Below are 22,764 nucleotides of genomic sequence, written 5' to 3'. Positions count from 1 at the left end.
CCTTGAAATGCCGAGATTTCCGATCAGAAAAGAGCCATCCACAGAAGATGACAGAACCCTTCGCGGAAAAATATCCGAGAGCGACTACACGCATATAACGAAAGTGCTTAGACTAGGAGCTGGGGACCGCATAACCGTCTTTGATGCTGAATCCACCGAGTATGAAGGCACAATAACGGACCTCTCCCCTGGAACCATCGCCCTCCAGGTTTACAGCACCCGCCTGTTGCAGACAGAACCTGGACTGGAACTGAATCTCTTCCAAGCGATTCTCAAGGGAAACAAGATGGACGGGATAATAAGTCAGGCAACGCAACTCGGCGTATCGGGAATTTTCCCGTTAGTTTCCGAAAGGACCCAGGTAAGGTCAACCGCAAAGGTGGACAGATGGAACAAAATAGCTCGGGAATCGACAAAGCAGTGCGGAAGAACCGTGCCGCCTGCGGTTTCAAAACCGGTTGATTTTCAAAGGTCCCTTGAAATAAGAAACGAAAGCGAGATGAAGATAGTACTTTACGAAAACCAAAGCGAACTGCTCAGAGATTACATGGGTTCCCACGAGAAATCCGTAAGAACGATAAATCTCTTCATAGGCCCCGAGGGAGGTTTTTCGGAACAGGAAATTACCCTGGCAAAAGAAAAAGGCTATACGGTACTCGGGCTTGGAGAAAGAATACTGAGGGCGGAAACGGCTTCAGTGGTAAGCCTAGCGCTTTTGCAGTCCCGCTACGGGGATATCTAAGCTTGTTATCACGTAACAAACATTGGGCAAATATGGCCGGTTAAGCAGTCTTGGTCCACTCACCCCAAGGGAGAAACGTAGCGTGATATGCTAAGTCTCTTGCATACTCGATAACTTCATCTCGCCTTTCTTCGGCATCTAATGCTACCGGGATTAGGATATCCGCATGATAAGGATTGTCATCTGAGGGGGACGGCTTTACACTACAGCCAACTCCCTGTACGTCGCCGGCGGTTAGAATATACCAACCCCAAAACAACTTCCCGGATGAACTCGCATTCCGCATACCCAACTCTGCCATTGTGGCTTCGGGGACAAAATCCATTCGGTTAACTGAAATTTCATTGCTGTCTTTGGGCGGATTAAATCTTGAGACAGGTGCCCTTGCCTCACCTTCTCTTTTCAGTCTGCCGAAAGAGCGCTTGGCGTTTTTTTGCGACCTCTCTTCCCTTCCGAGTCTGTCCTCTTTCGCTATGGAATCCGGTATTTCCTCACCCAACTGTTTGTTCACTACCGAATGCCCACCCTCTCGAGTTCCAGAAAACCACCTTCCTGGAGCAAATCTGCCGCATCATGAACCCGAAGCCGACCTTTAGAGTTTTTAGTACGGTGGAAAAGCGCTCCAGAACCATCTTGTTCGATCAAGAACAGAACACCACTCTTGCTTCCAGGATTCCGAAAATCAATTGCTATGCTACCCTCGTCCATCAGGTATATGTCCGGCTGGTCCGTTACGCGATTAGAGACTGTCTCTAACAACTTCTTAGCCTTCGTCAATCCAAGTTCCGAAGGCTCCTCTAAACCTTCATCAAGTGCGGAGGCGGAACACTCCTCCAACTCATCTAACGATGCTTCCAACCACGCCGCAGTGGTAGCCACCGGAGCAGCTGGTCCAAAGCCGACAAGAGGCATGGTCGCCTCAGCGAAACGGCTGGGCAGCGTGCGAGAAGATAGAATACGCAGGCTAAACTGTCTCTCAGCTGGTTTGCGACCGTATCGATTGCCAGATGTTTGTACAAAATCACTTTTGTCATAATCAAAGTTGTATGAACCAGTGATTGTTACTATCTGCAAAGGTGCAGAAGGGCAATTGCTTTCGAAATATCGGGCCGAGTTGAAATTCTTAAGGGGATCAAATTGTGGATCGACCCACAACTGTTGGCGATCGTCGGTCACTGCATGTTGTAATGCAGGAGACGCCAACGGAAAATTTGGAGAAGCATTCAACATCTAACTTTAATCCCCCTCTAAACCCAGTTTACTGACAACAGAGTTCCATACAATGGAAAGATGTTCGGCTTGCTTATCAAGGGTGTTAAAAGGAGAACCATGCACGTACTCACTGGAAATCTCTAAGAATAAATGCGTATCCGGCATTGCCGACTTGTCCACAGTAACCCTGACGGTCCACAGGTCTTCTGTATTGAAACAGTCGAACCTGACTTGTGAACTTACCTTGGTCGAACCTATTTCAAACGGGTCGTGAGACTCAGGAAGCCAAGTAAGACCTCTAATGAGCCCTTCGGCCGCGTCCATACCTCCGTCAACCGTCAGCCAAGAGGGAATGATGAGTCTCCAATATGCAGGTATCCCATCAGCCAAGAATCCGCATACAGCGGATTCAAAGAGCTTAGCGTATCGTTTGGCCTGATCAATAGCTTCCGATGATTGAAGGTCAAGAAAGCGTGCTTTGTATCCATCTAGCCTCGCTTCAAACAAGCTGAACCCAGAAAACAAGGTGAGAGTGACGCCGGCAGTGGCGATAGTGTTTCCGTTTTCTAGCTTTATCGCGTCTGGAGGAATCTGTACTTCCGCACTGAATGCGTCGTAAATTGGTTCTACAATCTGTGAAAACGATGCAATACGGCTGAAGGCCGGACGATGAAAGGCCACTTCGTAGTGCGCATCAGATCTGGTTACACTAACTTTCATTTCACTAATCTCTAACTATATGGGTGTAATTATTATCCCTATCATTGGCAAATCAAGCAACAAGATAGCAATGAATGTGCAGCAAGCAAGTTAAATCGAACGGTTTTTGAATTTTTCGTCCTGTTTTTTTGACAACTTTATTTCTTTTGTATTTCATCGAAGTTAAGGAAGAAGAATCAATCAACCAGAGTATAAATGGCGCTGGCTTTCGCCGCGCAAACACCCGAATTCCAGACCTCGCTCTCAACAGGCATTATTCTTCCCTGTCTGAGCACTTTGGCACGACAAATCGTAATGCCTTCCCTGATTGGTTCCAGATAATTTATATTCATTCCAGACGTAAGAAACTTTTTCCCCTCTTTTGCGACACTGGCAACCGCAACTCCGCAGGCCGCATCCGCCAGCGTGAAAATGGCACCGCCGTGGAGCATTCCGTAGTGCTGCGTATATTCCTCAAGAAACGGCATGGAGAGCTCTGACTCTCCGTTTTCCATGCGCAGGATCTCTATTTTCATCGTGTCGAAGATCTCCGGGTGACCTGAGGGAAGTCTTATGGGCTTCGTGCTCATATTTCGCGCTCCTTTAAGACTGAACTTCGGGTGAAAAATAAGAAACTTAGAAATACCATAAGCGCTATTGAAACAAACATCGTCCTGAATCCGAAGAACTCCGCGACGACTCCGAAAACAAAAGACCCTAACATTCCGCCGCCCGTGAACGAGACGCTGCTTATGGCAAAAGCCTTTGCCCTAGCCTCCTTCGGATTCGATTCTATTATGATTGAATATATTGAAGGATACACAAATCCGTGCGCGCAGCCGAATATGATTCCGCAGAGAACAAGCAGTTTTACCTCGTGCACAAAACTCAGCATGAAAACACTCAATCCCAGGAAGAAAACAAAGGGAGAAGCAATTTTCCACTTCCCGTACCTGTCCGGAACCCAGCCGAGAAACAACCTGATCGCAAGCACAGAAAGGGTGTAAGAAAGAAAATAAACGTGAAAGTTCTCTATGTTTATTGAAAGAGAGAAGATGGAGACGAAGTTAAACGTTGTTATAAACGCCGCCCCGCATATAAAGAGCGTTGCGGAGGACACAAATGTAGCTTTGTCCCGAAGACAGTCCACATAGCTTCGTCCCCCGTCTTTTGGCACTGGCACTTTCTTTCCCTCCCGGATCATAAAGGAGGCTAAAAAACCCAAAAGTGCCGTAGCGGTGAGGAAAAAAATAAAAAAATCAAAACCGAAATTCTTTATCAGAATGGAACCTACATAAGGGGCAATAGCGTAGTTTATTATAGTGAAGACACCGTATATGCCGAGCGCCTGAGCCCTTCTCTGCTCGCTTGAGACATCAACCGTAAGTGCCCCCGCCGCGACAAAGAAAAGGGAGAAAGAGCAGCCGTGAACTATCCTGATAACGTAGTAGAGGTAATCGACCCTGTCTAAGAAAGCCAGCGGAAACGTCGAGGCGGCGAGCAATGCGAACCCCAGCAGCACAAACAGCTTCTTCCCGTACCTGTCGGTTATGTGACCCGCGTAAGGAGTAAGAAAAAGGGTGCTGAGCCCCGCGATGCCCATAACGAACCCCACGATCTTCTCAGTCCCCCCCAGATCAGAAATTCTAATGGGCAGAAGGAGAAACGAATGAAAGTTAAAGAAGTAAAGACACCCGAGAAAGGTCACGAGGACAAAGCTTCTGTTAAGTAAGGGTGGCGGATTTTTCTGCGTGTCGCTCATTTTTCAGAGAAAAAACAGGCTTTTCTAGTCGGAAAATTTTTTTTACTTTTTGGAATTATATCTATGGTAATCACCTCTATAACTAGCCAAATAGTATATGGCTATTTGATCACTACGTTTATTCTGTCTTTATTATGTAGTGGGGCGTTTATGTTCCCACGTACGTGAGTATCAATCCAAATAGGCATGGAAACCCCTTCACTTGGGTATGGTTGCCAACGAATATGTCCTTTAACAAACCAATGTTTATCCCACTCTTTTTTAGTCTCTGATCTATTAGATTCATGCTTAACATTTCGCCACGTCACCACATTGATCTCACTTTTGCTCTCGGGGGTGTCCATGCCCCACCTCTTTCTCTCATGCCTAGGTGCAGCCTTAACTCTCTCTACATTAACCAGTTTCTGATTCAGGAAACACGACATTTTGGCGGCAGTTAAAAATAATTCGTCATCTTGCGGAATTATAAAAGTGCCTACTGTACCGTCTTCATTCTGGTGAAAACACTTTACGGATTGTTTCTCTATTATTATTGCCCATGGCAATACAGGACCACTACCATCCTTTGTGTCTGCATATAGATCAGCAATCTGCTTTCCTTGGTTGTTTGTTCTTCTGAACAAATGGAAACCTATTCCTACATTTTCATGCAGAGAAACATGCTTGCCACAAGGACTCTTAAGTGGAATTGAAAGAGCTTCTTCAATTTTTTCTCCTGACCAGAGCCAAGTTTCCATCGACATAATCTCTTCAGCTTTTTTTAAGGCGTTAGAGTTAAGGTGCTGTGACTGTGAAAGGATTAGTGCGATCATTCGTTTAATTGCTTCGCACTGACCATGTGAATTTGGCGAAAGTCCTGTTAGTATCAACTCTTGCCATATTCGGTTATTTGGAATGTACTGCTGAATAAACTTATCTTCTATGTTCATTCTCGTTAATCCTTATTTTTATTTACGTGTGTAATTTCTCTAATTTTCATTTTGGCTAGCTACATGGGTAATTGCCATATCTATTCCTTCCAAAAGGGGACATAAAAGCTGCTAAAACAATATCAATAGTGAATCCAATACAAAGCTGCTTGGATTCAAATTAGAAAAGAAAGTAGCCGCTACCAGCTATGCTTGAGGTGGGGCTAAATATCCCTCTTACAAGATACTCTCCTTTGAGAAAATGGGCGATTCATTGCATTATCATTCGAGAATTAGATGCTGCGAAGAACCAAAAGCAGGGTTCTATAGCTTCAGTGCTCCCTTGTTAGAAGGTTTCTGAACACCGCAAGCCGAGCCAACATTAACACATTTCAGACATATAATTACGATAATACGATTGCTTATCGAGATTCAGATAACACTTCAATGGCATTTAAAATCCGTGTTGTCTCGGCGCAGAGATAAAGTTCATCATCCTGAGTGATGGGCCGACTATGCATCGTGCAAATACGAATTGGGTAAAGTCGCTGGAAGGATTCTTGCACGGAGGTCTTTCGTTTGAATACCGATTTGAAGACTCGGTTCCAATTATCCTTCCTTGTTATAATCGGCTCATAATCGGTGAAGTCGGCATAGGAGATCAAAGGTTTTTCAGCTTCCCCAGTGTCTCTTGCCTTTTCCTGCTTTTCGACCCACTGCTTGCGCACCTCACCATGCATCTGATGCCTGCTCCAGTTGTCACCGAATTCTGCTTTCATCTTTTCATCAATGAATTTACGTAGCTGGGTCTCGAAGCGTTGGAATCGGTTGTGGGCCGCGTTGGTACGCTTAAAAGCGAGTTCTTCCTCGTATGTTTCCACTTCTAACTGGAAATCGTAGTCTTGGACTAATTGTAGCGGTTCATTAAGTCCGGCGATTGAGATGCTTTCTTCGAACGCTTCGGGCAAAAATGCGGTCAGAGTTGAATCTAGCCCACGCTCCACATAGAATGAAGAGCGAGCAAATGGATCGGTAAAGATATCATCAGGCCAGCTAATCTTGTCTCTCCAATCGCCTAATCTTTCCCGTAGCACATCAGTCGGAACCTGATCAAAAGTCGGCATTGTCCTTAAAACTTGGCCTATATTCTGCAACTTTACAAAACCAGCAATTGAATCCAACCTGTTCTCAACATCAAACCAAGGAGTACGCATGCATTCCATAGCTCGCTGGAGTTCAGATGTCTGTCTTTGGTAACGCTTTATCACATTCGTTAAACCGCTATTTTCAAACTCGAGAAATAGTTTCGGTACTTCGGCAATTTCTGGTAGACAAAATCGCCTCTCGATAGTCGCTACAGTGTTCAGTATGCGCTGAGTTTCAAAATCAGGCAGTACCGTCGCATTAAAGAAGCCGCTTTGGCGCAGCTCTTGAATAGGGCTAAAAACCGTCCGAATAAGCTCTTGGTTACGATTGGCTTGTTCAACTATCTGACGGATCCCGGAATTCTCTTCTAAGATTTTCGCCGGAGTCGAAAGCTCTTCAAGCCGGTGGCGTAATGCATCTATATACTCTTTGAAATCGTCATTCATAGTGGCACTAACCCTAGTGTGTACCGTATGCCGCAGTACTCATTAAATTATTACAGTATCAATTAAGGTAGCGAAGATAACCAAGACTTAACTCAAAATCAAATACCCCTACATAGCTGAATAGTTCTCCACTTCTAATTAAACAGTCCTGAGGTAATTGTTTCGTAATTATATACTTGAAGATCTGTTTTCCCGGCAGAAAAAATACATGGCTCCCACGGCGGCAAAGACAAAGAAGAGTGCCACGGGCAGATATCTGCCGAGGTTGCCTTTAAGAAAGGAAGTATTGGAAACGGCTACAACTATGCTGCCGGTTTTTACGTCAGACAGGACGTATTTCAAAAACGCCTCGTCGTGAATCATGATCTCTTCTGCAACCGCCCCGGGCCGTTTTATCCGGATTCCGAGTTCCGTTTTTCTTACAAATACCGCAAGTTCACCGACTTCATAGTCAAAACCTATCGAGAACTTCCCCCCGATTTGCGAAAGAGGGAGAGAATAACCAAGAGCAACCCTTTTCATCCCCGGAAGAAAAGGAAGTCTGCTGTAAAGCTTTTTTTCTTTCCTTACGACGGCCTCCGGATTAACACTGTCTGAAAAAGTAACGTCCACCGCCTCCTCGGGAATCGGAAAGACAAGCGTCGTAGTATCCAATTCTGTCTGCTCTCCGGTAAAAACGGTATTGCCCGAGTTCTCAAAGGCATGAAGGGAGGTTACATTCACCTTGGCGCCCTCGTCATCCGGGTAGATAATCACGTTTAACGACAGCAGAAAGATGTTCTCATCCGAGCTTGTGGTGTCGTAGACAGGGAGATCGAGGGTGATTTCGTCCTCTCCCGGAAGAAAAACCATCTTTCCCGAAACGTACTGGACTCCCTGGTGAAAAAGCATGATCTCATAGCTTCTGTCCCACCGCAGCGAGGGAAAAGAGAATCCGCCCAGCGAATCCGATTTGGCGAAGTGCCGATCTTCGGGCCTGTCCCCCATGTATGAAATCAAAACGACATCCTGACCCTCTTGCGGTTTCTGCGTTGTGACGTTCCTTACCTGCCCCGTTATCATCCCGCTTTCCGAAAGGTCGGGGGGATGCGCGTAACCCAGGAGGTAATCGGCAACCTTCTGGGCATCGCTTTCTGAAAGATTCATAGGCGGCATCGGAGGATAACCTTCGTTTATCGGTTTTTTCTTTCTCTCCGCGTAGATGCTTTCCGGGTCCTTGGCCCATCTGATCAGATCATCCCTTGAGTACTTATCCCCTACACCCAGAAGGTCGGGGCCCACGAACCTACCCCTTCCAAGCGTATGGCATCTTGCGCATTTCCCTTGTATGAAAATTTCCTCTCCAAGGGATTGCGCTCGTGAATAAGTTGGGAACAACTGAAAAGAAAAGAAAAAAAGAAGAAAAAAAATGTAAAGGCCGCATATAAACGCTTTTTTCATGGTCGTTTTATCTGCTCGCCGTTTTAAGTTGTCTTAATATGAAATAGGTGGTCATAACTCCGTTGGCACCAGTTGCATCTATAATGCTCCAATACTGAGCCTTCCTTGTCGCTGCGAACGGGATTCTCGAATGATGATTTCTACATCCCGCCCCAGTGCCGTCAAGAGGTGTAGGAGCCTCTCCACGGAGTAATCCCGAAAATCTCCTCGCAGAAGACGCGAGACATCAGGTTGAGATAACCCAAGCAACTTCGCTGCCTCGACCTGCTTTAATTTGCGACGGCGAATAATTCTGTCAATGCGGGTTACAAGTTCCGCTTTTAGCAAATGGACCTCAGGTTCTGGGTGACCCAAGTCTACGAATATATTGTCGCTGCCACGTTCGACCCTCGTTTCCTCCGTCTCCATTGATCTAACCTCCGTCATATGTGTTTTTGTAGTTGCGTCGATGGATTTTTAAAGTAATTCTTCAATTATATCCCATCGGTTTCGAAACTCCTCAATCGACCAACCAGCATAATTTTTACGGGGAGGGATATGGACAGTTCTCACATTACTATCTCTTCGTCTTTTTCCTTTTGAAGTCTTACCCTCTAACCAAAGTCGGTGTGCTTCCGAAACTTGTTCTGCCATTATCTTCGAGGGAATAATGAAAAATTCGAAACCCTTATCGTCATTAGCATTGGGCATTCCGCAAAGAACCCACACGAAATTTTTTCCGTAATTGATTTCTGCTTTTTTGCCTACAGAGCAAGTTCGATTGCCAGGAAGAAAGGTTTTTACTTGGATATGAGCAAATTTTGTTCCGTCAACATTACTACATAGGATGTCTGTGTTGGGGGTGTTGCCCAATGTTACAACTGCGACCAAACCCCTTCGACACAGTTCCCCAGCAACAAAAAATTGACTAGCGTTTCCTCTCAGACTTTTGCTTATCGAATCAGGCATTTCTTACACTTGTTTCCAACTGACGCCAGTCTCTAACCCGCTCTCGAGGTATGTAATTTTCGATATTCTCAAAATACCTTTCAATTAGAGTTTCTAGCATCCCATCTTTTCTTTCTGTTGATGTATTCCAGTTCGGAGAGACTCGTCTGATTCATTGCTCTTACCCTCCAGTGCTTTTTCTAATATTATACCCCTTGCAACAATTGATACTTAATCAGAGCTTCCTTAATTTGAGACCAATTTCCCGGATGGACTTACGATATCGATTGGAGTTCCGAGATCCGCTTTGTAACAGCCGCCGCTTTCTCCTTGTACCTTGAGACAAGTTCGGTGTAGTCCTGTTCACTGAGCTTCCCCATATCCCGGTCAAGTTCTATATCCCTTATGGAGGAGTAATAAAGATCCCTTTTCTCGTAAAGCTGCTCGAGCCGATTAACCTCTGGACTATCCACATCCCGATTCTCTCTCCTGCGACCGAGAAAAAGAGGGTAAATGGTAAAAACCGAGACCAGCACCACAAGCAGAAGAGAAATTATGTATTCACTCACGCGCTAAACTCCCTTTTTCTCCGCCCCTCAGGCCACATGGTTACAATCGCTCCCAGGACGATAACAAAGCCTCCAGCCCATATCCAGTTCACCATCGGGCTAAGAAGAGCCCTTACGTTTACCTTTCCGCTTCCATCGACCTCCGAGAGTATGAGATAAAGATCATCTCTGAAAGTTGAGCGGAGCGCGACCTCGGTCTCCTGGTTTATCTCTCTGTTTCCCTCGTATTTGTAGATGTTTTTTTCGGGATACATGGTCGCGACGCTTTTACCGTCGTTCTCGATCGAGAGTTCCGCTGAAAATCCGTCCTTGGCGTCGTTTGAGAAATAGTGCACTCCGCGGAAAACCAGATCGTATCTCCCGAGAGAAAAAGAATCCCCTTTTCCAAGAACAACCTCCTTCTGAGTAACAAACAGCGAGGAAGCCGTGATTCCCGCTACCAGAAGCACCACCCCCAGATGAACGATATATCCGCCATAACGTCTTCGATTTCTCGAGATAAGGTTAAAAAAAGCAGAAACCGGGTTTTCTCCCCTGCTGCTGCGTACCTTTATACCCCTGAAATATTCCAAAAACACTGTCGAGGCGACAAACCCGCAGAGCGCGAAACTCAAAAGCGCCACCGGTTCCCTCATCCCGAAGACAACAAGTGCCAGGAGAACTACCAGAAAAACCACTGCGGGAAAAACAAAATTTCTCTTCAGGTTTGCCGTCGAGGCCTTTTTCCACGATATAAGCGGGCCTATTCCCATCAACAGGATAAGAACAAGCCCTATGGGCACCCCTACCGCGTTAAAATAAGGAGGGCCAACCAGGATTTTCTTCCCGGTGAAAGCCTCTGAGAGTACGGGGAAAATGGTTCCCAGGAACACGGAGAACGCCGCCGCGAGAAAAAGAAGGTTATTAAACAGAAAGGCGCTCTCTCTTGAGAGTGGGGAATCGAATTCCTCCTCGCTCCCGAGCTCTTTTGACCTGTAGGCGAGAAGAGCAAAGGAAAAAAGCAGTATGAAAACCATGAAGCCTAAAAAGAGCGGGCCTATGTCTGAACGGGCAAACGAATGAACCGAGGACACTATGCCGCTTCTGGTTATGAAAGTACCGAATATGGAGAGAAAAAAAGTGATTATAAGCAGGATCATGTTCCATTTCTTAAGCATCGCCTTTCTTTCCTGAATCATGACGGAGTGAAGAAACGCAGTTCCCGCAAGCCAAGGCATAAACGCGGCGTTCTCAACCGGGTCCCATGCCCAGTACCCTCCCCAGCCGAGTTCAAGATAGGCCCATCTCGCTCCAAGAAGAAGTCCCGCTGAGAGAAACATCCAGGAAAAAAGGGCGTATTTTCTGCAGTTCCTTATCCACTCGTCCCCCAGGCGTCCGCTGAGCAAAGCGGCTATGCCGAAGGCAAAAGGCACCGTAATACCCACGTATCCCACATAGAGAGTAATCGGATGAATCGCCATGTATCCGTTCTGAAGAATCGGGTTAAGCCCCCTCCCTTCCGCAACCGCTACGCCCAGTTTTTCGAAGGGATCCTCCACGTAGGCTATGAGAAAAAGAAAGAAAAGCGAAACAACGCATAAAACGGCGTTTACGTAAGGGTTCCCTCCCTTTTTTCTGCTTCTGAGCACCACGAAAGCCGCATACAGGGAAAGGATAAAACTCCAGAGAAGCAAGGAGCCCGCTTGGCCTGCCCAAAGAGCCGTCACCCTGTATATCACCGGGAGGTCGGTGCTCGTGTTTAGCGCTACGTACCTCAGTGAAAAATCAAGCGTCACAAGTTCATAGACAAGGCAGCATACCGCTACTAAGAGAAGGAAGGCAACCGAGACAAGACCGTTTCCGCCACTTTGAGCGAATGCGCGGCTCCCCGTTTTCGCGGCAACGGCGCAGGCAACAAGGCTGTAGATGGTGATAAAAAAAGAGAGAAGTATGGCTATACTTCCGAGATCAGCCATTGTTAACCTTCTTTTCTCTGGTAAGGGGCTTCTTCGGATTCATACTTGGTGGGGCACTTTGCAAGCAACAGGTCCGCCATAAAGACATTATCTGTGGAGAACTTGCCCTCAACGACCGCCTCAACCCCGTCTGTGAATATATCGGGAATTATACCGTCATACTCAACGTCGATTTTACCCCTGCCGTCCGCTATGGTAAACCGAAGCGAGTCGTCAAGCTCGTTTTTTATTGAACCGTGAACCACGGTTCCAGAAACCCTTACCTTTTGCCCGTAGATGTCCGGGACGTCCTCCAGCAGTTCGTCAACCGTTATGTAGTAGACCATGGAATCCTTCACCCCCGCGAAGACAAGCCAGGAAATCAAAGAAACTATCACCAAAAGAGGCAAAATGAATTTGAGCTTACTCTTCAACCTTCACCTCCAAGGCCGTCACCGCCCGAGAGCAGCTTTTTCCTTACCGAAGCCGACTTCGCATGCAGGTAGAGCACATAGGCGATAAGAGAGCCCCAGACCACTACGCTTGACCAGAGGAAATATTCCATCGCAGACTACCCCCCTCGCCCGCCCCGGGCGTAAAGCTGATTTTCCATGTTCATTATCCTTGTTCTCTCACCGAGGAGTAAAATGAAAAGAAGCGTAAATCCCAACAGGGTGACCAAAAGAGTGTGCATCATGGCGGGATCTATGCCACCTCCCCCCGGTCCGAAGACCACGGGCGATATGCCTCTTTTTATACGGGCCGAGACATAAACCACTGGAAGGTCCACGTAGGCAATTATGGCGAATATGGCCGAGTACCTGGCCTTTTTTCCGCGCCCGCCGGCGCCGGAGCGCAAAACCAGATAGACAGCGTAGAGAACCCAGAGGATAAATGTGGTCGTTAGCTGCGGGTCCCACGTCCACCAAGTTCCCCAGACCGGCTTTGCCCATATGCTCCCGGTGATAATCGTGAGGGTAAGAAGCAGCATGCCTATCTCGGCCGAGCAGTAAGCGAGAGTATCCCATTTCGCCGTCTCCTTCACCAGATAGCAGATGCTAGCCACGAAAACTACCGTAAACGCCACCGTAGCGGCCCAGACCGTACCCATGTGGAAATAGAAAATTCTCTGCACATGGCCCATAACAACCTCCGTAGGCGCGTAAAAAAGCGTCATCCAGGTAGCAAGAACCATGAGAGCAAATGTCAGAAAGAACAATATTTTTCGCATTTTTTTAAAAGAAAACGGGTCAGTCCCCGCTATCCTCAATAAGATACTCGAACAAAAGAGAGCATAAAAGGACGAAGATTATATCGAAGGAAACCAGTACCTGCAAAGAAAAAGCGTAATAACCGAAGGGTCTTCCCTCCAGTATTGAAGAGCATATTCCGACCGAAGTTATCACAACGGGTATTATGAGCGGAAAGACCAGCAGGGGAAGCATCATGTCGCGAAGCTTGGTATTAAGAGCCATCGAGGAAAAAAAAGTGCCAAGCGACACAAAGCCTATAGTTCCAAGAACCGTAACCCCCAAAAAAGGAAGTATCGCACCTGTCAGGGAGAGCGAGATCCCCTTTGCGTCGAAGAGGAAAAACAGAAAGAAAAGCGGGAGTATGAAAAGTTCCGAGAGCAAAACCATAACCACGTTTGAAAGCAGCTTTCCAAGATATATGTAGCTTCTGCTTACAGGGGTAAGAAGCAGAAACGCAAAGGCGTTATTTTCCTTTTCAAGCGAAAAAGATCTTCCAAGAGCCAGGAGCCCAGAAAAAATAAAGGTTATCCATACCACGGCCGAGACCGTCCGGAAATTAACATCCGAGCGGAATTCAAAAGCGACATTAAAAACCAGAAGAAGCAGAAGCGAGAATACAAACATGGTGGGGAATATCTGCTTTGAACGCCACTCCACCAGAAGATCCTTTCTGAATATAAGAAGTATCTTGCTCACTGTCCGCTCCCGCTTTCGACGCAAGACATATAGATATCCTGGAATTCATCGCGACCGGGCTTCTGCGCGGAGGCGTAAACCAGCTCCCCGTGGTCAAGAATCGCGACTTTATCGCACAGCGAAAGTCCCTCGTATATATTATGGGTCGTCATAACTACAGTTTTGTCCGTCTTCGCAGAACCCAGGATTGAGGTAAGAATGGCGGCTCCGCCGTAATCAAGCCCGCTGTACGGTTCGTCAAGAAAAAGTATCCGAGGGTCGTGAAGAAGCGTCCTGGCGATAGCGAGACGCTGGCGGGTTCCGAAAGAAAGCGTGCTTACAAGCGCGTCCTTCTTGGCGTAGAGACCTACCCTCTGAAGAATATCGGAACATCTCTCCCCAAGGTCCGCAACGTCATAGAAAGCCCCTATGAACTCCAGGTTCTCCCGGGCGGTAAGGTTTTCATAAAGCATCGTGTTATGAGAAATGAATCCTATCAGTTTTCTTATTCGCTGCTTTTCCCTGGAAACGTCAAAACCCGCTACAAGGGCCTCTCCGCCACCGGGCGTTATGAATGTTGCGAGAATGGAGAGCAATGTGGACTTGCCGGCGCCGTTGGGACCGAAAATCGTGAGGAATTCGCCTTCGCCGACGGCAAGATCAATCCCCCTCAGAACCGGGAAGAACCCGAACTGTTTCTCCAGCCCCTTGGTTTCTATCTCGCAGGCATCGCGCCGCATGTCACTTTCCTCTTCCAAGCAGTTTTTCATGACCGCCTATCTCTGAAATCCACTCCGAAAGTCCCGCCATTCCCTCCTCATAGCCGCATACCGGCTCATACCCCAGATCCCTTCTGGCTTTTTCTATGCTGTAGGTCCTGCTTTTCGAAAGAGCGGAAACACCAAAACGGGTAAGCACGGGCGGGGTCTCCGATCTCTTGAGTTCGAAGATTTTCTCAAGAAAAAACGCGACCGCGTACCCGAGGGTATAAGGTATGGTGATCCCCTGCTTCCATTCAATTCCTATTGATGCGAGCTGGTCGGAGACAAAACGGCGGTTATCAATCCGCGCCCCGTCGTTTACAAAGTATATGTTCCCCGCCCCGGCAGAAGACATCGCGGAGAGCACCGTGGCGTGAACAAGGTTAAGCACATGGCACGGAGAAACGATTTTCCTGTTAAAACCCATGTTAACCAGAAGTCCCTTAAGGCAGGCATCGGCTATTCTCGGAAGTATGACCGTGTCGCCAGCTCCCCAGACGTTTGACGGTCTTAATATGACGGTTTCCAAACCACCTCGTCCATTATATTCTTTCACAAGTTTTTCGGATAAAGCCTTGGTTTCATTATAGAAATTATGATGGCTTTTCGGATAGGGATAGGTCTCATCTATCTCCTCGAGGTTGACCGTTCCCAGAAAAGAAGCGTTCCAGATCACGGTGGAGGAACTCATGTAGATAAACCTTTTTACCCCGGCCTCGCGCGAGGAATTAAGAAGCGTCTCCGTAGCCTCAACGTTCTGCCTGAAGAAATCATCCCTCGGTCCCCAGTCAGAAACCTTTGAGGCAAGATGGAAAACGTAATCGCACCCTTCGGGAAAAAACCTAAGCGACTCGGAATCGCAAAGGTCCCCCTGAGCAAGCTCCACTCCCAGAGAGGACAATTTCGAAGTGTCGCTTGTTTCCCTTACGAGGCATTTTATTGAAAAACCCTCGCTTGTGAGTTTTTCGGCGAGCTTGGTGCCAATAAAACCCGTTGCCCCGGTTATCCCCGCTTTTAAGTTTCCGGAAGTTCCCATAAGACTATTTCTTGATTTCTTTTTCCCAGTCCGTTTTCCTGAACCTTTTTTTCGCCTCGACGTCTTTTTTCGAAGGAATAACCTTGCCGGGTTTCTTGGAAACAGGTTTTCTGGTCTTCGGTTTTTTTACTTTCTTTTCGGTCATCTCACACCTCTCCAGCCTCTTTACCGCTTACGGAGCCACACAGTATAATAATTAATGAGCAAAATCGAACAAATGACTGGGTCAGATAAATGAAATATCTTCACACAATGATAAGGGTCGGCGACCTTGAGAAGTCAATCGCTTTCTACACCGATGTCATTGGTCTTAAGTTTCACAGGAAAACCGATTACCCGGAAGGCCGTTTCACGCTTGCTTTTCTGGGTTACGGCGGCGACACGGAACCTTTCCTTGAACTCACGCATAACTGGGACACATCCCAATACGATCTTGGAGAGGGTTACGGCCACATGGCGTTCGGGGTAGAGGACATATACGCGACGTGCGAGAAGATAGAACAGGCCGGTGGGCGGGTAACCAGAGCCCCGGGGCCCATGAAACACGGAACCACCGTGATAGCTTTCGTCGAGGATCCCGATTCGTATAAAATCGAGCTTATACAGAGAAAGAACTGATTTCCTCAATCATTTTTTCTCTTTTTCCACCTGGCATCCAGATACTTCTTGAGATTCGCCTCCCTTCCCTTGTCCGTGGGCTCGTAGTAAACGCTGTCTTTTATCTCCTCGGGAAGAAAATCGTCCTCGACGAAATGATCTTCGTAGTCGTGGGCGTACTTGTAGCCCTTTTTGTAGCCGAGATCCTTCATGAGTTCAGTGGGAGCGTTTCTCAGGTGAAGAGGAACCTGCAGGCCGGGATTCTTTCTTACGTCTTTTTCCGCCCGCCTTATAGCCTTGTACGCGGCGTTACTCTTGGGACAGCTGGCAAGATAAGTGGTGACCTGGGAGAGAATTATGCTGCTCTCAGGCATCCCCACGTAATTGACCGCCGTGAAACAGTCGGTCGCCAAGGTAAGCGCGTAGGGCTCGGCGTTTCCAATGTCCTCTGAAGCAAGTATCACAAGACGCCTAGCGATGAACTTCGGATCCTCTCCCGCCTCGAGCATTCTCGCCAGATAGTAGACCGCCGCGTCGGGGTCACTTCCCCTCACGCTTTTTATGAAAGCGGAAATCGTATTGTAGTGCTCCTCTCCCGCCCTGTCGTACAGAAGGCCAGTTCTCTGGAAAATTTCCTTTACCAGATCGGTATCAATCTCAGAAAGTTCCTTTGAACGAAGAAGAGAAGAACCAATCTCGAGGGCGTTTAGCATAACCCTGGCGTCTCCGCCGCAAAGCGCTATGAGTTCGGCTCGAGCCTCGACCGAAATGCTGGTGCCTGCAAGAAGTTCGTCCCCGGAGAAAACTTTTTCGAGTATGTGATCAAGCTCCTGCGCGGAAAGCGGGTTAAGAACATAAACCTGGCAGCGGGAAAGAAGAGGACTTATGACCTCAAACGAAGGGTTCTCGGTGGTAGCCCCTATAAGTATCAGAACCCCTTCCTCGACGCTTTTTAGAAGCGCCGCCTGCTGTGCCTTGTTGAATCTGTGTATCTCATCGATGAAAAGTACGGTCTTGCGCCCGGAGTAAAGAGCGTCTTTCGCGGCTGCGACAATATCCCTAAGTTCCTTTACTCCGGAGGAAATTGCGTTTATCTGCACGAATCTGGTGCCTGCTCTGCCCGCGATAAGTCTTGAAAGAGTCGTTTTGCCCGTTCCCGGGGGACCCCAGAATATCATGGAATGCGCTCCCCCGGCCTCAAGCGTTTTTGTCACAAGCCCATCTGGCCCTATCAGATGCTCCTGGCCTACCATCTGTTCTATGCTCTCGGGCCTCATTCTCTCGGGAAGAGGAAGAGATTTTTTTTGAGGTCTGAAAAGACCGGGGTCATCAGGGTTCAAGTCCGTCTCCTGTCTTCAAATTCTCACTTTCTATAAAGATTAGAGCTTAAAGGCTTAGAAATCAATCAGAAGAACTTCCGCCTCCTATCACCGGTTTTGGAAAAGAAGGCCGTTTGGTTATAATCAGCCCATCATGGATATAGAACTTCTAAAGAAGCTGTGCGACACTCCCGGAATACCCGGGGATGAGGGCAAGGTGAAGGCGATTCTGCTTGAGGAGATAGGAAAATACTCAAAAGATGTCACCGAAGACGTTTTGGGAAACGTAATTGCCCGTATCCCGGGAGACGGTACCACTCTTGTTCTTGACGCCCACATGGATGAGGTGGGATTCATGGTCCACCATATAGACAGCAGGGGGTTCTTGAGAGTGACCCCGCTCGGGGGAATGGACGCCAGGGTTTTTTACGGACAGCGCCTCGTGGTATGGGGCAAAAAGCCCTTAAAAGGTGTGGTGGCGGCGATTCCTCCCCACGTGACTAGGGCCAGCGGAGGCGCCAAAGAGGTTCCCGAGATCGAAGATTGCGCAATTGATCTTGGACTCAGCGTAGACAAAGTCACTGATCTCGTAAAAATAGGAGATGTGGTGTCATTTGACACCACGCTTGAAGAAACGGAGGACTCCGTAATCTCCAAGGCCCTTGATGACAGGATGGGTCTTTTTGTAATAATCGAGGCTCTTCGAAAGACCCCGAATCCGGGCTGCGATCTCATAGTCACCTTTACGGTGCAGGAAGAAGTCGGGCTTCGCGGGGCGCGGGTTATAACGCCGGTTTACGAGCCGGACTTCGCCGTCGCGCTTGAAGGCACGGTAGCAATGGACATACCGGGAGTCTCGGAGAGCAAATCCTTTGCTAATATCGGCAAGGGACCCGAGATCAGGCTTTCCGACAGGTATCTGGTGGCACACAGGCCATTTAGCTTTTTTATAAAGGAACTCGCCGAGAAAAACGAAATCCCCTGCCAGGTAACGGTAAAAAAAGCGGGCAGCACAAACGCGACCGCCATGCAGGTCACCGGAAAGGGAACCAGAGCGGCCGTCCTGTCGGTCCCGACAAGGTATCTTCACAGCCCGAGTTCCCTTGCCTATAAAAACGATATCTCCCACACAATAGATCTGGTGTCATGCCTGCTCAGGGACATAGGGAAGTTCAGTCTATCAAATGAGCACCAAGGTGCTCAGCAGCAATAATGGAAGAACTGCTCCGCGTATTTGAAGAAATCACCAGGGAAAATTTTCCCGAACTTGATCTTGAAAAATTCCTCCCAGCGCTTCGCGAGGAAATAAAAAGGAAAAAATACGATCTCCAGGACGAAACCCTGCTCGAGACGGCCCTTCGGGACGACAGAAAAACCTTCAAAGATTCCTTCCTGGAGATGCTTGAAGAGAAAGCGGCGCGTGAAGACGGCGGGAAAGCTTTTTTTCTCTCGGACGAAGGCCAAAGTGAGACAATCTCAATCCTCATGACCAACGTCGAGCACACGATTGACTACTATTACAACACGATAATAGGAAAACACTTCTCAGCAAGTTAGGCGTGAGTGTTTCTTCGCTTCGCCTTTTCCTGAAGTAACTTTTAAGAATTCCGGATTCCCAGGGTTGTGAGTCCTTTTTGAAAAAGCTGATTAAAGAGCCAATAGCTCCTATTGGTCATTCACAACTCGCTTGCCTGTCCAGCGAAAACAGGGGAACCGCATTCGTGTTGGAAATCAGCAGTTCTTCATGACTGAAGGAGTAGTCCTTGGCATAGTCAACGCAAATGAAATGCTGCCCGATACGATGCGAGCATTGGGTCGGAAGCTTGGAAAGGTCGAAAGAACCGCTATATCCACTGAGAAGTTCGCCGTCAACGAACGTCGCGATGACATCCGATACCTTTGATGAAACCATGTCGCCGAACGGGTCATTGGTTCGCTTCCGGAATATCATAATATCCGCCGCGAGACCTTGCTCCAGCTTGCCGGTCAGTTTCTCTACGTCCAGCGAGTACGCTGCGTGCTCCGTAGCCATACGCCAGTAGTCGCTTTCCGACAGATGATCATCCCATTGTGTGTTGTCAATATGGTCAGCACAGCGAAATTCCTCAAGAAGATTGTAGGAACCCGAGTATGACCAATCTGTACTGATCGCGACTCGGGCGCCGGCCCGCAGCGCGTTCGGAATATCCACGGTGGTCCCGTAAAGAACCACGTTCGACCTCGGCGACCAGATAAGAGTCACGTCGAGGTCCTTTAGCCGCTCGATGTCTGACCGGCTCAATCCCACTCCGTGGATAAGGGAGTAACGCCGCTCCGGGTTCTTTGAGACGTAATCCAGATAAAACTTCCCTTCAATTTGCGCCGTGCAGTTTGTTCCCTCCGCAATGTGTGGTACATAAGGCGGTTTGTCCTCAAACTCAAGAAAATGGCTGCGGGGATCGCGGGACTCGTTTGGTGCTAATGGGCAAGAAAACCCGCTGAGTTCCTCGGTAGCGTCAAAACCGTAGGGAAACGTCTCCATCTCAGCAAGATAGAAGTACCTTTCTTCGTCTCCGGGGCGACCACCTGCATTTTTGACGAGTCCCTCAATGCCGCCTGAACCGGCTATCGTGGTGGTACCGGACAGAAGGTGACGGAGCTCTATCCAGAATTTCTGGACATCTTCCTCAACCCTCTCAAACTCGACCTTATAGTACTCCGGGCCGGCTACGCCCCGCCATTGATCACGGTGTGAATACACGGGACGCGTCATCGGGTCCGGAAATCCTCCGCTCCAATCCGGGTGTTCGTGCGGATTTATCAAGCCAGGCGAAATGTACGAACTGCTGCAATCAAATACCGAGGCATTGGGAGCTTTTGATTTTATGGCGTTTATCTTGCCAATATCAAGAATGTGTCCGTCGCGCACGAGGATTGCACCGTATTCTGATCCGCTGGCATCTCTAATCAGATTCCCTATGATAATTGTCTCATCAGATTGACGGATAGAAACGTCGCAACGTTGCGGATTAACGGAAGAACATCCAGAAAGCGCAAAAAGAATCAAGACCTGGATTGCTACGAGTACTGCCTTCACAGGTTCTTGCTTAATGGGATTAATTTGTCTGTATTTCATCAATGGAGAACAACCAGTAGGCGCTATTTTACCAATTTCTCTTTTTGATAACAACTCGATCCGGCAAGATCTGTGACATGAAAGAAATTGGAATTACGAAATCGACCGGACAAACATGGCATCGGTTGAAAGTGCAGTCCCATCCCTTATGAGCCCTCCCCGCAATCCAAGGTTGGATTAAGCGCGAAGGATGCCTTGCTTTAGACGGATATGCGGCGGGTGTGTTAATTTATTGGTGGAATTCTGCCCATCTCTCCTATCCACTTTCCGCTAATTTCCTTTACAGAAACACACTCTCTAAAGAAGAGATAAAGAAAGTAGAACGCACTTGCAGCGAAATCAAACTTCGTGTGGGACGACTCGAAAAAGTTCTAGGAAACGCCCAGAAGGCATTTCCAAAGATTGGTCAACTACTTCTTCTTGCGCCTTCTGCTCATCGCCACGTATTTTCTATTATCTTCCCCCAGATAAACCTGCCTGGGCCTCGCAATCCTGGTTTCTGGATCGTTCAGCAGCTCAAGCCACTGGGCAAGCCATCCGGCCATTCTCGCTATTGCAAAAAGGACGGTAAACATGCTCGTAGGAAGACCTATGCTCTGGTATATGAGTCCAGAGTAGAAGTCAACGTTCGGATAAAGCCTTCTTCTTACGAAATAGTCGTCTTCAAGGGCTATTCTTTCAAGCTCTAGAGCTATGTCAAGCAGAGGATTCTTCCCGGTGACTTCAAACACGTCGTGGGCTATATCCTTTATTATCGCCGCTCTCGGGTCGTAAGCCTTGTACACCCTGTGTCCGAAGCCCATGAGCCTGAATTCTCCTTTCTTGGCCCTTTCTATGTACTGCGGAATTTTGTCAATTGAACCTATGTCGGCAAGCATTTCAAGCACTGCCTCGTTCGCTCCGCCGTGAAGAGGACCGTACAGGGCGGCAATCGCCGCGGCCGCCGCAGAGTAAGGATCCGGATGTGAGCTTGCGACGTTTCTCATCGCGCTTGCGCTGCAGTTCTGCTCGTGGTCGGCATGGAGGATGAAGAGAACATCTATAGCCTTTTCTATCGCCGGATTCGGCTCATACTTGGCCTCGGTCATCTTGAACATCATTGAGAGGAAATTCCCGGCGTAGCTGAGTTCGTTGTCGGGGTATACGTATGGAAGACCCATGATATGCCTGTAGGAGAATCCTGCTATGGTCGGCGTCTTCGCTATAAGTCTTCTCATCTCAATTTTCTGCACGTCGGTATCGAATATGTCCTTTGCATCCGGATAGAAGGTTGAAAGGGCCCCGACGGTCGCAAGAAGCATGCCCATCGGATGCGCGTCGTAGCGGAATCCATCCATGAGCTTCCTTATGTTTTCATGCACGTAGGTGTGATGCGTTATGTCGTGAACCCAGCTATCGTATTCCGATTTGTTAGGCAACTCACCGTGAATAAGGAGATAGGCGACTTCGAGAAAGTTGCTTTTTTTCGCCAGCTCTTCTATCGGGTATCCCCTGTATCTCAGGATTCCCTTTTCTCCGTCAATGAAGGTAACCCTGCTTTTGCACGAAGCGGTATTCCCGAAAGCGGGGTCGTAACTCATCATGCCAAAGTCTTCGTCCTTAACCCTTATCTGGCGAAGGTCAGTGGCTTTTATGGTGTCGTTTTCTATAGGCAGTTCGTACGTTTTACCTGTTCTGTTGTCCGTCACGGACAAAGTATTTTTCGCCATTTGCTAATCTCCTCGCAATAGTGAAGTTGTTTAAATCAAGTTACCGGCTGAATCGTATTCCCGCATGTGAACCACCCTGGTTTTCACCCAAATCCTCACCCTCAATCCAACCGATCAAGGTGATTGTAACAGATTTTTTAACTAAACGCAAAACGGCTTAACCAAACTCTACAATACTGATTGGAACAGGGGTAAAACAGGAAATGAAAATAAGCAACGAGAGAAAAGCAAGCTTCTTTCTTCCCGAACCGATCTCGGTATCACTTGAGAGTGTCGGCGGATGGGACGTTCCGAGCAGCAGAAGCAGTATCGCCCAGAAAAGCCAGCCGACCCAGCCCTCAAACATAAGCCATTCAGGAAGACTGCCCAGCATCCATAAGCCCAGATAATCCGCAAACTCCACCAGAGGCGCCGTTCCCACTCCCATTATTACAAGAAAAAGAACCGTGGCAACCGATATAGTTTTATGCCACTCTGCAGGGAAGACGCAGTATACGATATGCCCTCCGTCGAG

General features: G+C 48.0%; 24 protein-coding genes. 4 read left to right on the top strand and 20 right to left on the bottom strand.

Annotated features, from left to right (window positions below; genetic code table 11):
• Positions 1 to 7 precede the first annotated feature (7 nt).
• Positions 8 to 742 carry a 16S rRNA (uracil(1498)-N(3))-methyltransferase gene (locus tag F4X55_02630; GenBank protein ID MYC39896.1) on the top strand — a complete coding sequence of 245 codons (735 nt, stop codon included), beginning with the start codon at positions 8 to 10 and terminating at the stop codon, positions 740 to 742.
• 40 nt (positions 743 to 782) lie between these two features.
• Here F4X55_02630 and F4X55_02625 read toward each other — a convergent pair whose 3' ends face one another.
• The 17 genes from F4X55_02625 to F4X55_02545 all read right to left on the bottom strand — a co-directional run bounded on the left by F4X55_02625 (position 783) and on the right by F4X55_02545 (position 15,510).
• On the bottom strand, positions 783 to 1,241 hold the full coding sequence (locus F4X55_02625) for a hypothetical protein (GenBank protein MYC39895.1): 459 nt from the start codon (positions 1,239 to 1,241) through the stop codon (positions 783 to 785).
• Positions 1,242 to 1,252: 11 nt separating this feature from the next.
• The gene (locus tag F4X55_02620) at positions 1,253 to 1,972 is read right to left on the bottom strand and encodes a hypothetical protein (GenBank protein ID MYC39894.1); all 720 of its coding nucleotides are present in this window, start codon (positions 1,970 to 1,972) and stop codon (positions 1,253 to 1,255) included.
• A gap of 6 nt (positions 1,973 to 1,978) precedes the next feature.
• On the bottom strand, positions 1,979 to 2,674 hold the full coding sequence (locus tag F4X55_02615) for a hypothetical protein (GenBank protein MYC39893.1): 696 nt from the start codon (positions 2,672 to 2,674) through the stop codon (positions 1,979 to 1,981).
• Positions 2,675 to 2,850: 176 nt separating this feature from the next.
• Complete coding sequence (locus tag F4X55_02610) at positions 2,851 to 3,243, bottom strand: PaaI family thioesterase (GenBank protein MYC39892.1); 393 nt, start codon at positions 3,241 to 3,243, stop codon at positions 2,851 to 2,853.
• Positions 3,240 to 4,415: an MFS transporter gene (locus F4X55_02605; GenBank protein MYC39891.1), complete on the bottom strand. Its 1,176-nt coding sequence runs from the start codon at positions 4,413 to 4,415 to the stop codon at positions 3,240 to 3,242. The genes F4X55_02610 and F4X55_02605 overlap by 4 nt, the downstream gene beginning before the upstream one ends.
• Positions 4,416 to 4,516: 101 nt before the next feature.
• Positions 4,517 to 5,344, bottom strand: a complete 828-nt coding sequence (locus F4X55_02600; protein MYC39890.1) for a hypothetical protein — start codon at positions 5,342 to 5,344, stop codon at positions 4,517 to 4,519.
• Positions 5,345 to 5,745: 401 nt separating this feature from the next.
• Positions 5,746 to 6,915: a hypothetical protein gene (locus F4X55_02595; GenBank protein ID MYC39889.1), complete on the bottom strand. Its 1,170-nt coding sequence runs from the start codon at positions 6,913 to 6,915 to the stop codon at positions 5,746 to 5,748.
• 168 nt (positions 6,916 to 7,083) lie between these two features.
• A complete protein-coding gene (locus tag F4X55_02590; protein MYC39888.1) occupies positions 7,084 to 8,355 on the bottom strand; it encodes a cytochrome c in 1,272 nt (423 codons plus the stop codon).
• 78 nt (positions 8,356 to 8,433) lie between these two features.
• Positions 8,434 to 8,763: an XRE family transcriptional regulator gene (locus F4X55_02585; protein MYC39887.1), complete on the bottom strand. Its 330-nt coding sequence runs from the start codon at positions 8,761 to 8,763 to the stop codon at positions 8,434 to 8,436.
• 48 nt (positions 8,764 to 8,811) lie between these two features.
• Complete coding sequence (locus tag F4X55_02580; protein ID MYC39886.1) at positions 8,812 to 9,303, bottom strand: hypothetical protein; 492 nt, start codon at positions 9,301 to 9,303, stop codon at positions 8,812 to 8,814.
• Positions 9,304 to 9,557: 254 nt separating this feature from the next.
• On the bottom strand, positions 9,558 to 9,851 hold the full coding sequence (locus F4X55_02575; protein ID MYC39885.1) for a hypothetical protein: 294 nt from the start codon (positions 9,849 to 9,851) through the stop codon (positions 9,558 to 9,560).
• Positions 9,848 to 11,806, bottom strand: a complete 1,959-nt coding sequence (locus F4X55_02570; GenBank protein ID MYC39884.1) for a heme lyase CcmF/NrfE family subunit — start codon at positions 11,804 to 11,806, stop codon at positions 9,848 to 9,850. Before F4X55_02570 ends, F4X55_02575 begins: the two co-directional genes overlap by 4 nt.
• 2 nt (positions 11,807 to 11,808) lie before the next feature.
• Positions 11,809 to 12,219, bottom strand: coding sequence for a cytochrome c maturation protein CcmE (locus F4X55_02565; protein MYC39883.1), 411 nt, complete (start codon positions 12,217 to 12,219; stop codon positions 11,809 to 11,811).
• A 137-nt stretch (positions 12,220 to 12,356) separates the two neighbouring features.
• Complete coding sequence (locus F4X55_02560) at positions 12,357 to 13,061, bottom strand: cytochrome C assembly protein (protein MYC39882.1); 705 nt, start codon at positions 13,059 to 13,061, stop codon at positions 12,357 to 12,359.
• Entirely contained in the window at positions 13,036 to 13,779 is a 744-nt protein-coding gene (locus tag F4X55_02555; GenBank protein MYC39881.1) for a heme ABC transporter permease, read from the bottom strand. The genes F4X55_02560 and F4X55_02555 overlap by 26 nt, the downstream gene beginning before the upstream one ends.
• Entirely contained in the window at positions 13,731 to 14,483 is a 753-nt protein-coding gene (locus F4X55_02550) for an ABC transporter ATP-binding protein (GenBank protein MYC39880.1), read from the bottom strand. Before F4X55_02550 ends, F4X55_02555 begins: the two co-directional genes overlap by 49 nt.
• A complete protein-coding gene (locus F4X55_02545; protein MYC39879.1) occupies positions 14,455 to 15,510 on the bottom strand; it encodes an NAD-dependent epimerase/dehydratase family protein in 1,056 nt (351 codons plus the stop codon). Before F4X55_02545 ends, F4X55_02550 begins: the two co-directional genes overlap by 29 nt.
• Before the next feature lie 234 nt (positions 15,511 to 15,744).
• Between F4X55_02545 and gloA the strand changes: the two genes are divergently transcribed.
• Positions 15,745 to 16,128: a lactoylglutathione lyase gene (gloA, locus tag F4X55_02540; protein ID MYC39878.1), complete on the top strand. Its 384-nt coding sequence runs from the start codon at positions 15,745 to 15,747 to the stop codon at positions 16,126 to 16,128.
• A 5-nt stretch (positions 16,129 to 16,133) separates the two neighbouring features.
• Here gloA and F4X55_02535 read toward each other — a convergent pair whose 3' ends face one another.
• Positions 16,134 to 17,384 carry a replication-associated recombination protein A gene (locus tag F4X55_02535; protein MYC39877.1) on the bottom strand — a complete coding sequence of 417 codons (1,251 nt, stop codon included), beginning with the start codon at positions 17,382 to 17,384 and terminating at the stop codon, positions 16,134 to 16,136.
• 196 nt (positions 17,385 to 17,580) lie between these two features.
• Between F4X55_02535 and F4X55_02530 the strand changes: the two genes are divergently transcribed.
• Together F4X55_02530 and F4X55_02525 are read left to right on the top strand one after the other, a co-directional pair.
• Complete coding sequence (locus F4X55_02530; protein ID MYC39876.1) at positions 17,581 to 18,639, top strand: M42 family metallopeptidase; 1,059 nt, start codon at positions 17,581 to 17,583, stop codon at positions 18,637 to 18,639.
• Positions 18,639 to 18,983 carry a hypothetical protein gene (locus F4X55_02525; protein ID MYC39875.1) on the top strand — a complete coding sequence of 115 codons (345 nt, stop codon included), beginning with the start codon at positions 18,639 to 18,641 and terminating at the stop codon, positions 18,981 to 18,983. The genes F4X55_02530 and F4X55_02525 overlap by 1 nt, the downstream gene beginning before the upstream one ends.
• A gap of 115 nt (positions 18,984 to 19,098) precedes the next feature.
• Here F4X55_02525 and F4X55_02520 read toward each other — a convergent pair whose 3' ends face one another.
• Both F4X55_02520 and F4X55_02515 read right to left on the bottom strand, forming a co-directional pair.
• Positions 19,099 to 20,541, bottom strand: coding sequence for an amidohydrolase family protein (locus F4X55_02520; GenBank protein ID MYC39874.1), 1,443 nt, complete (start codon positions 20,539 to 20,541; stop codon positions 19,099 to 19,101).
• A 410-nt stretch (positions 20,542 to 20,951) separates the two neighbouring features.
• Positions 20,952 to 22,250: a citrate synthase gene (locus tag F4X55_02515; GenBank protein ID MYC39873.1), complete on the bottom strand. Its 1,299-nt coding sequence runs from the start codon at positions 22,248 to 22,250 to the stop codon at positions 20,952 to 20,954.
• Positions 22,251 to 22,764: the final 514 nt, after the last annotated feature.

The organism is Candidatus Dadabacteria bacterium, from assembly GCA_009840385.1.
Lineage (GTDB): Bacteria > Desulfobacterota_D > UBA1144 > Nemesobacterales > Nemesobacteraceae > Nemesobacter > Nemesobacter australis.
Note: the sequence above shows the minus strand (reverse complement) of the source record. Positions and strands in the feature narration are given on the sequence as shown.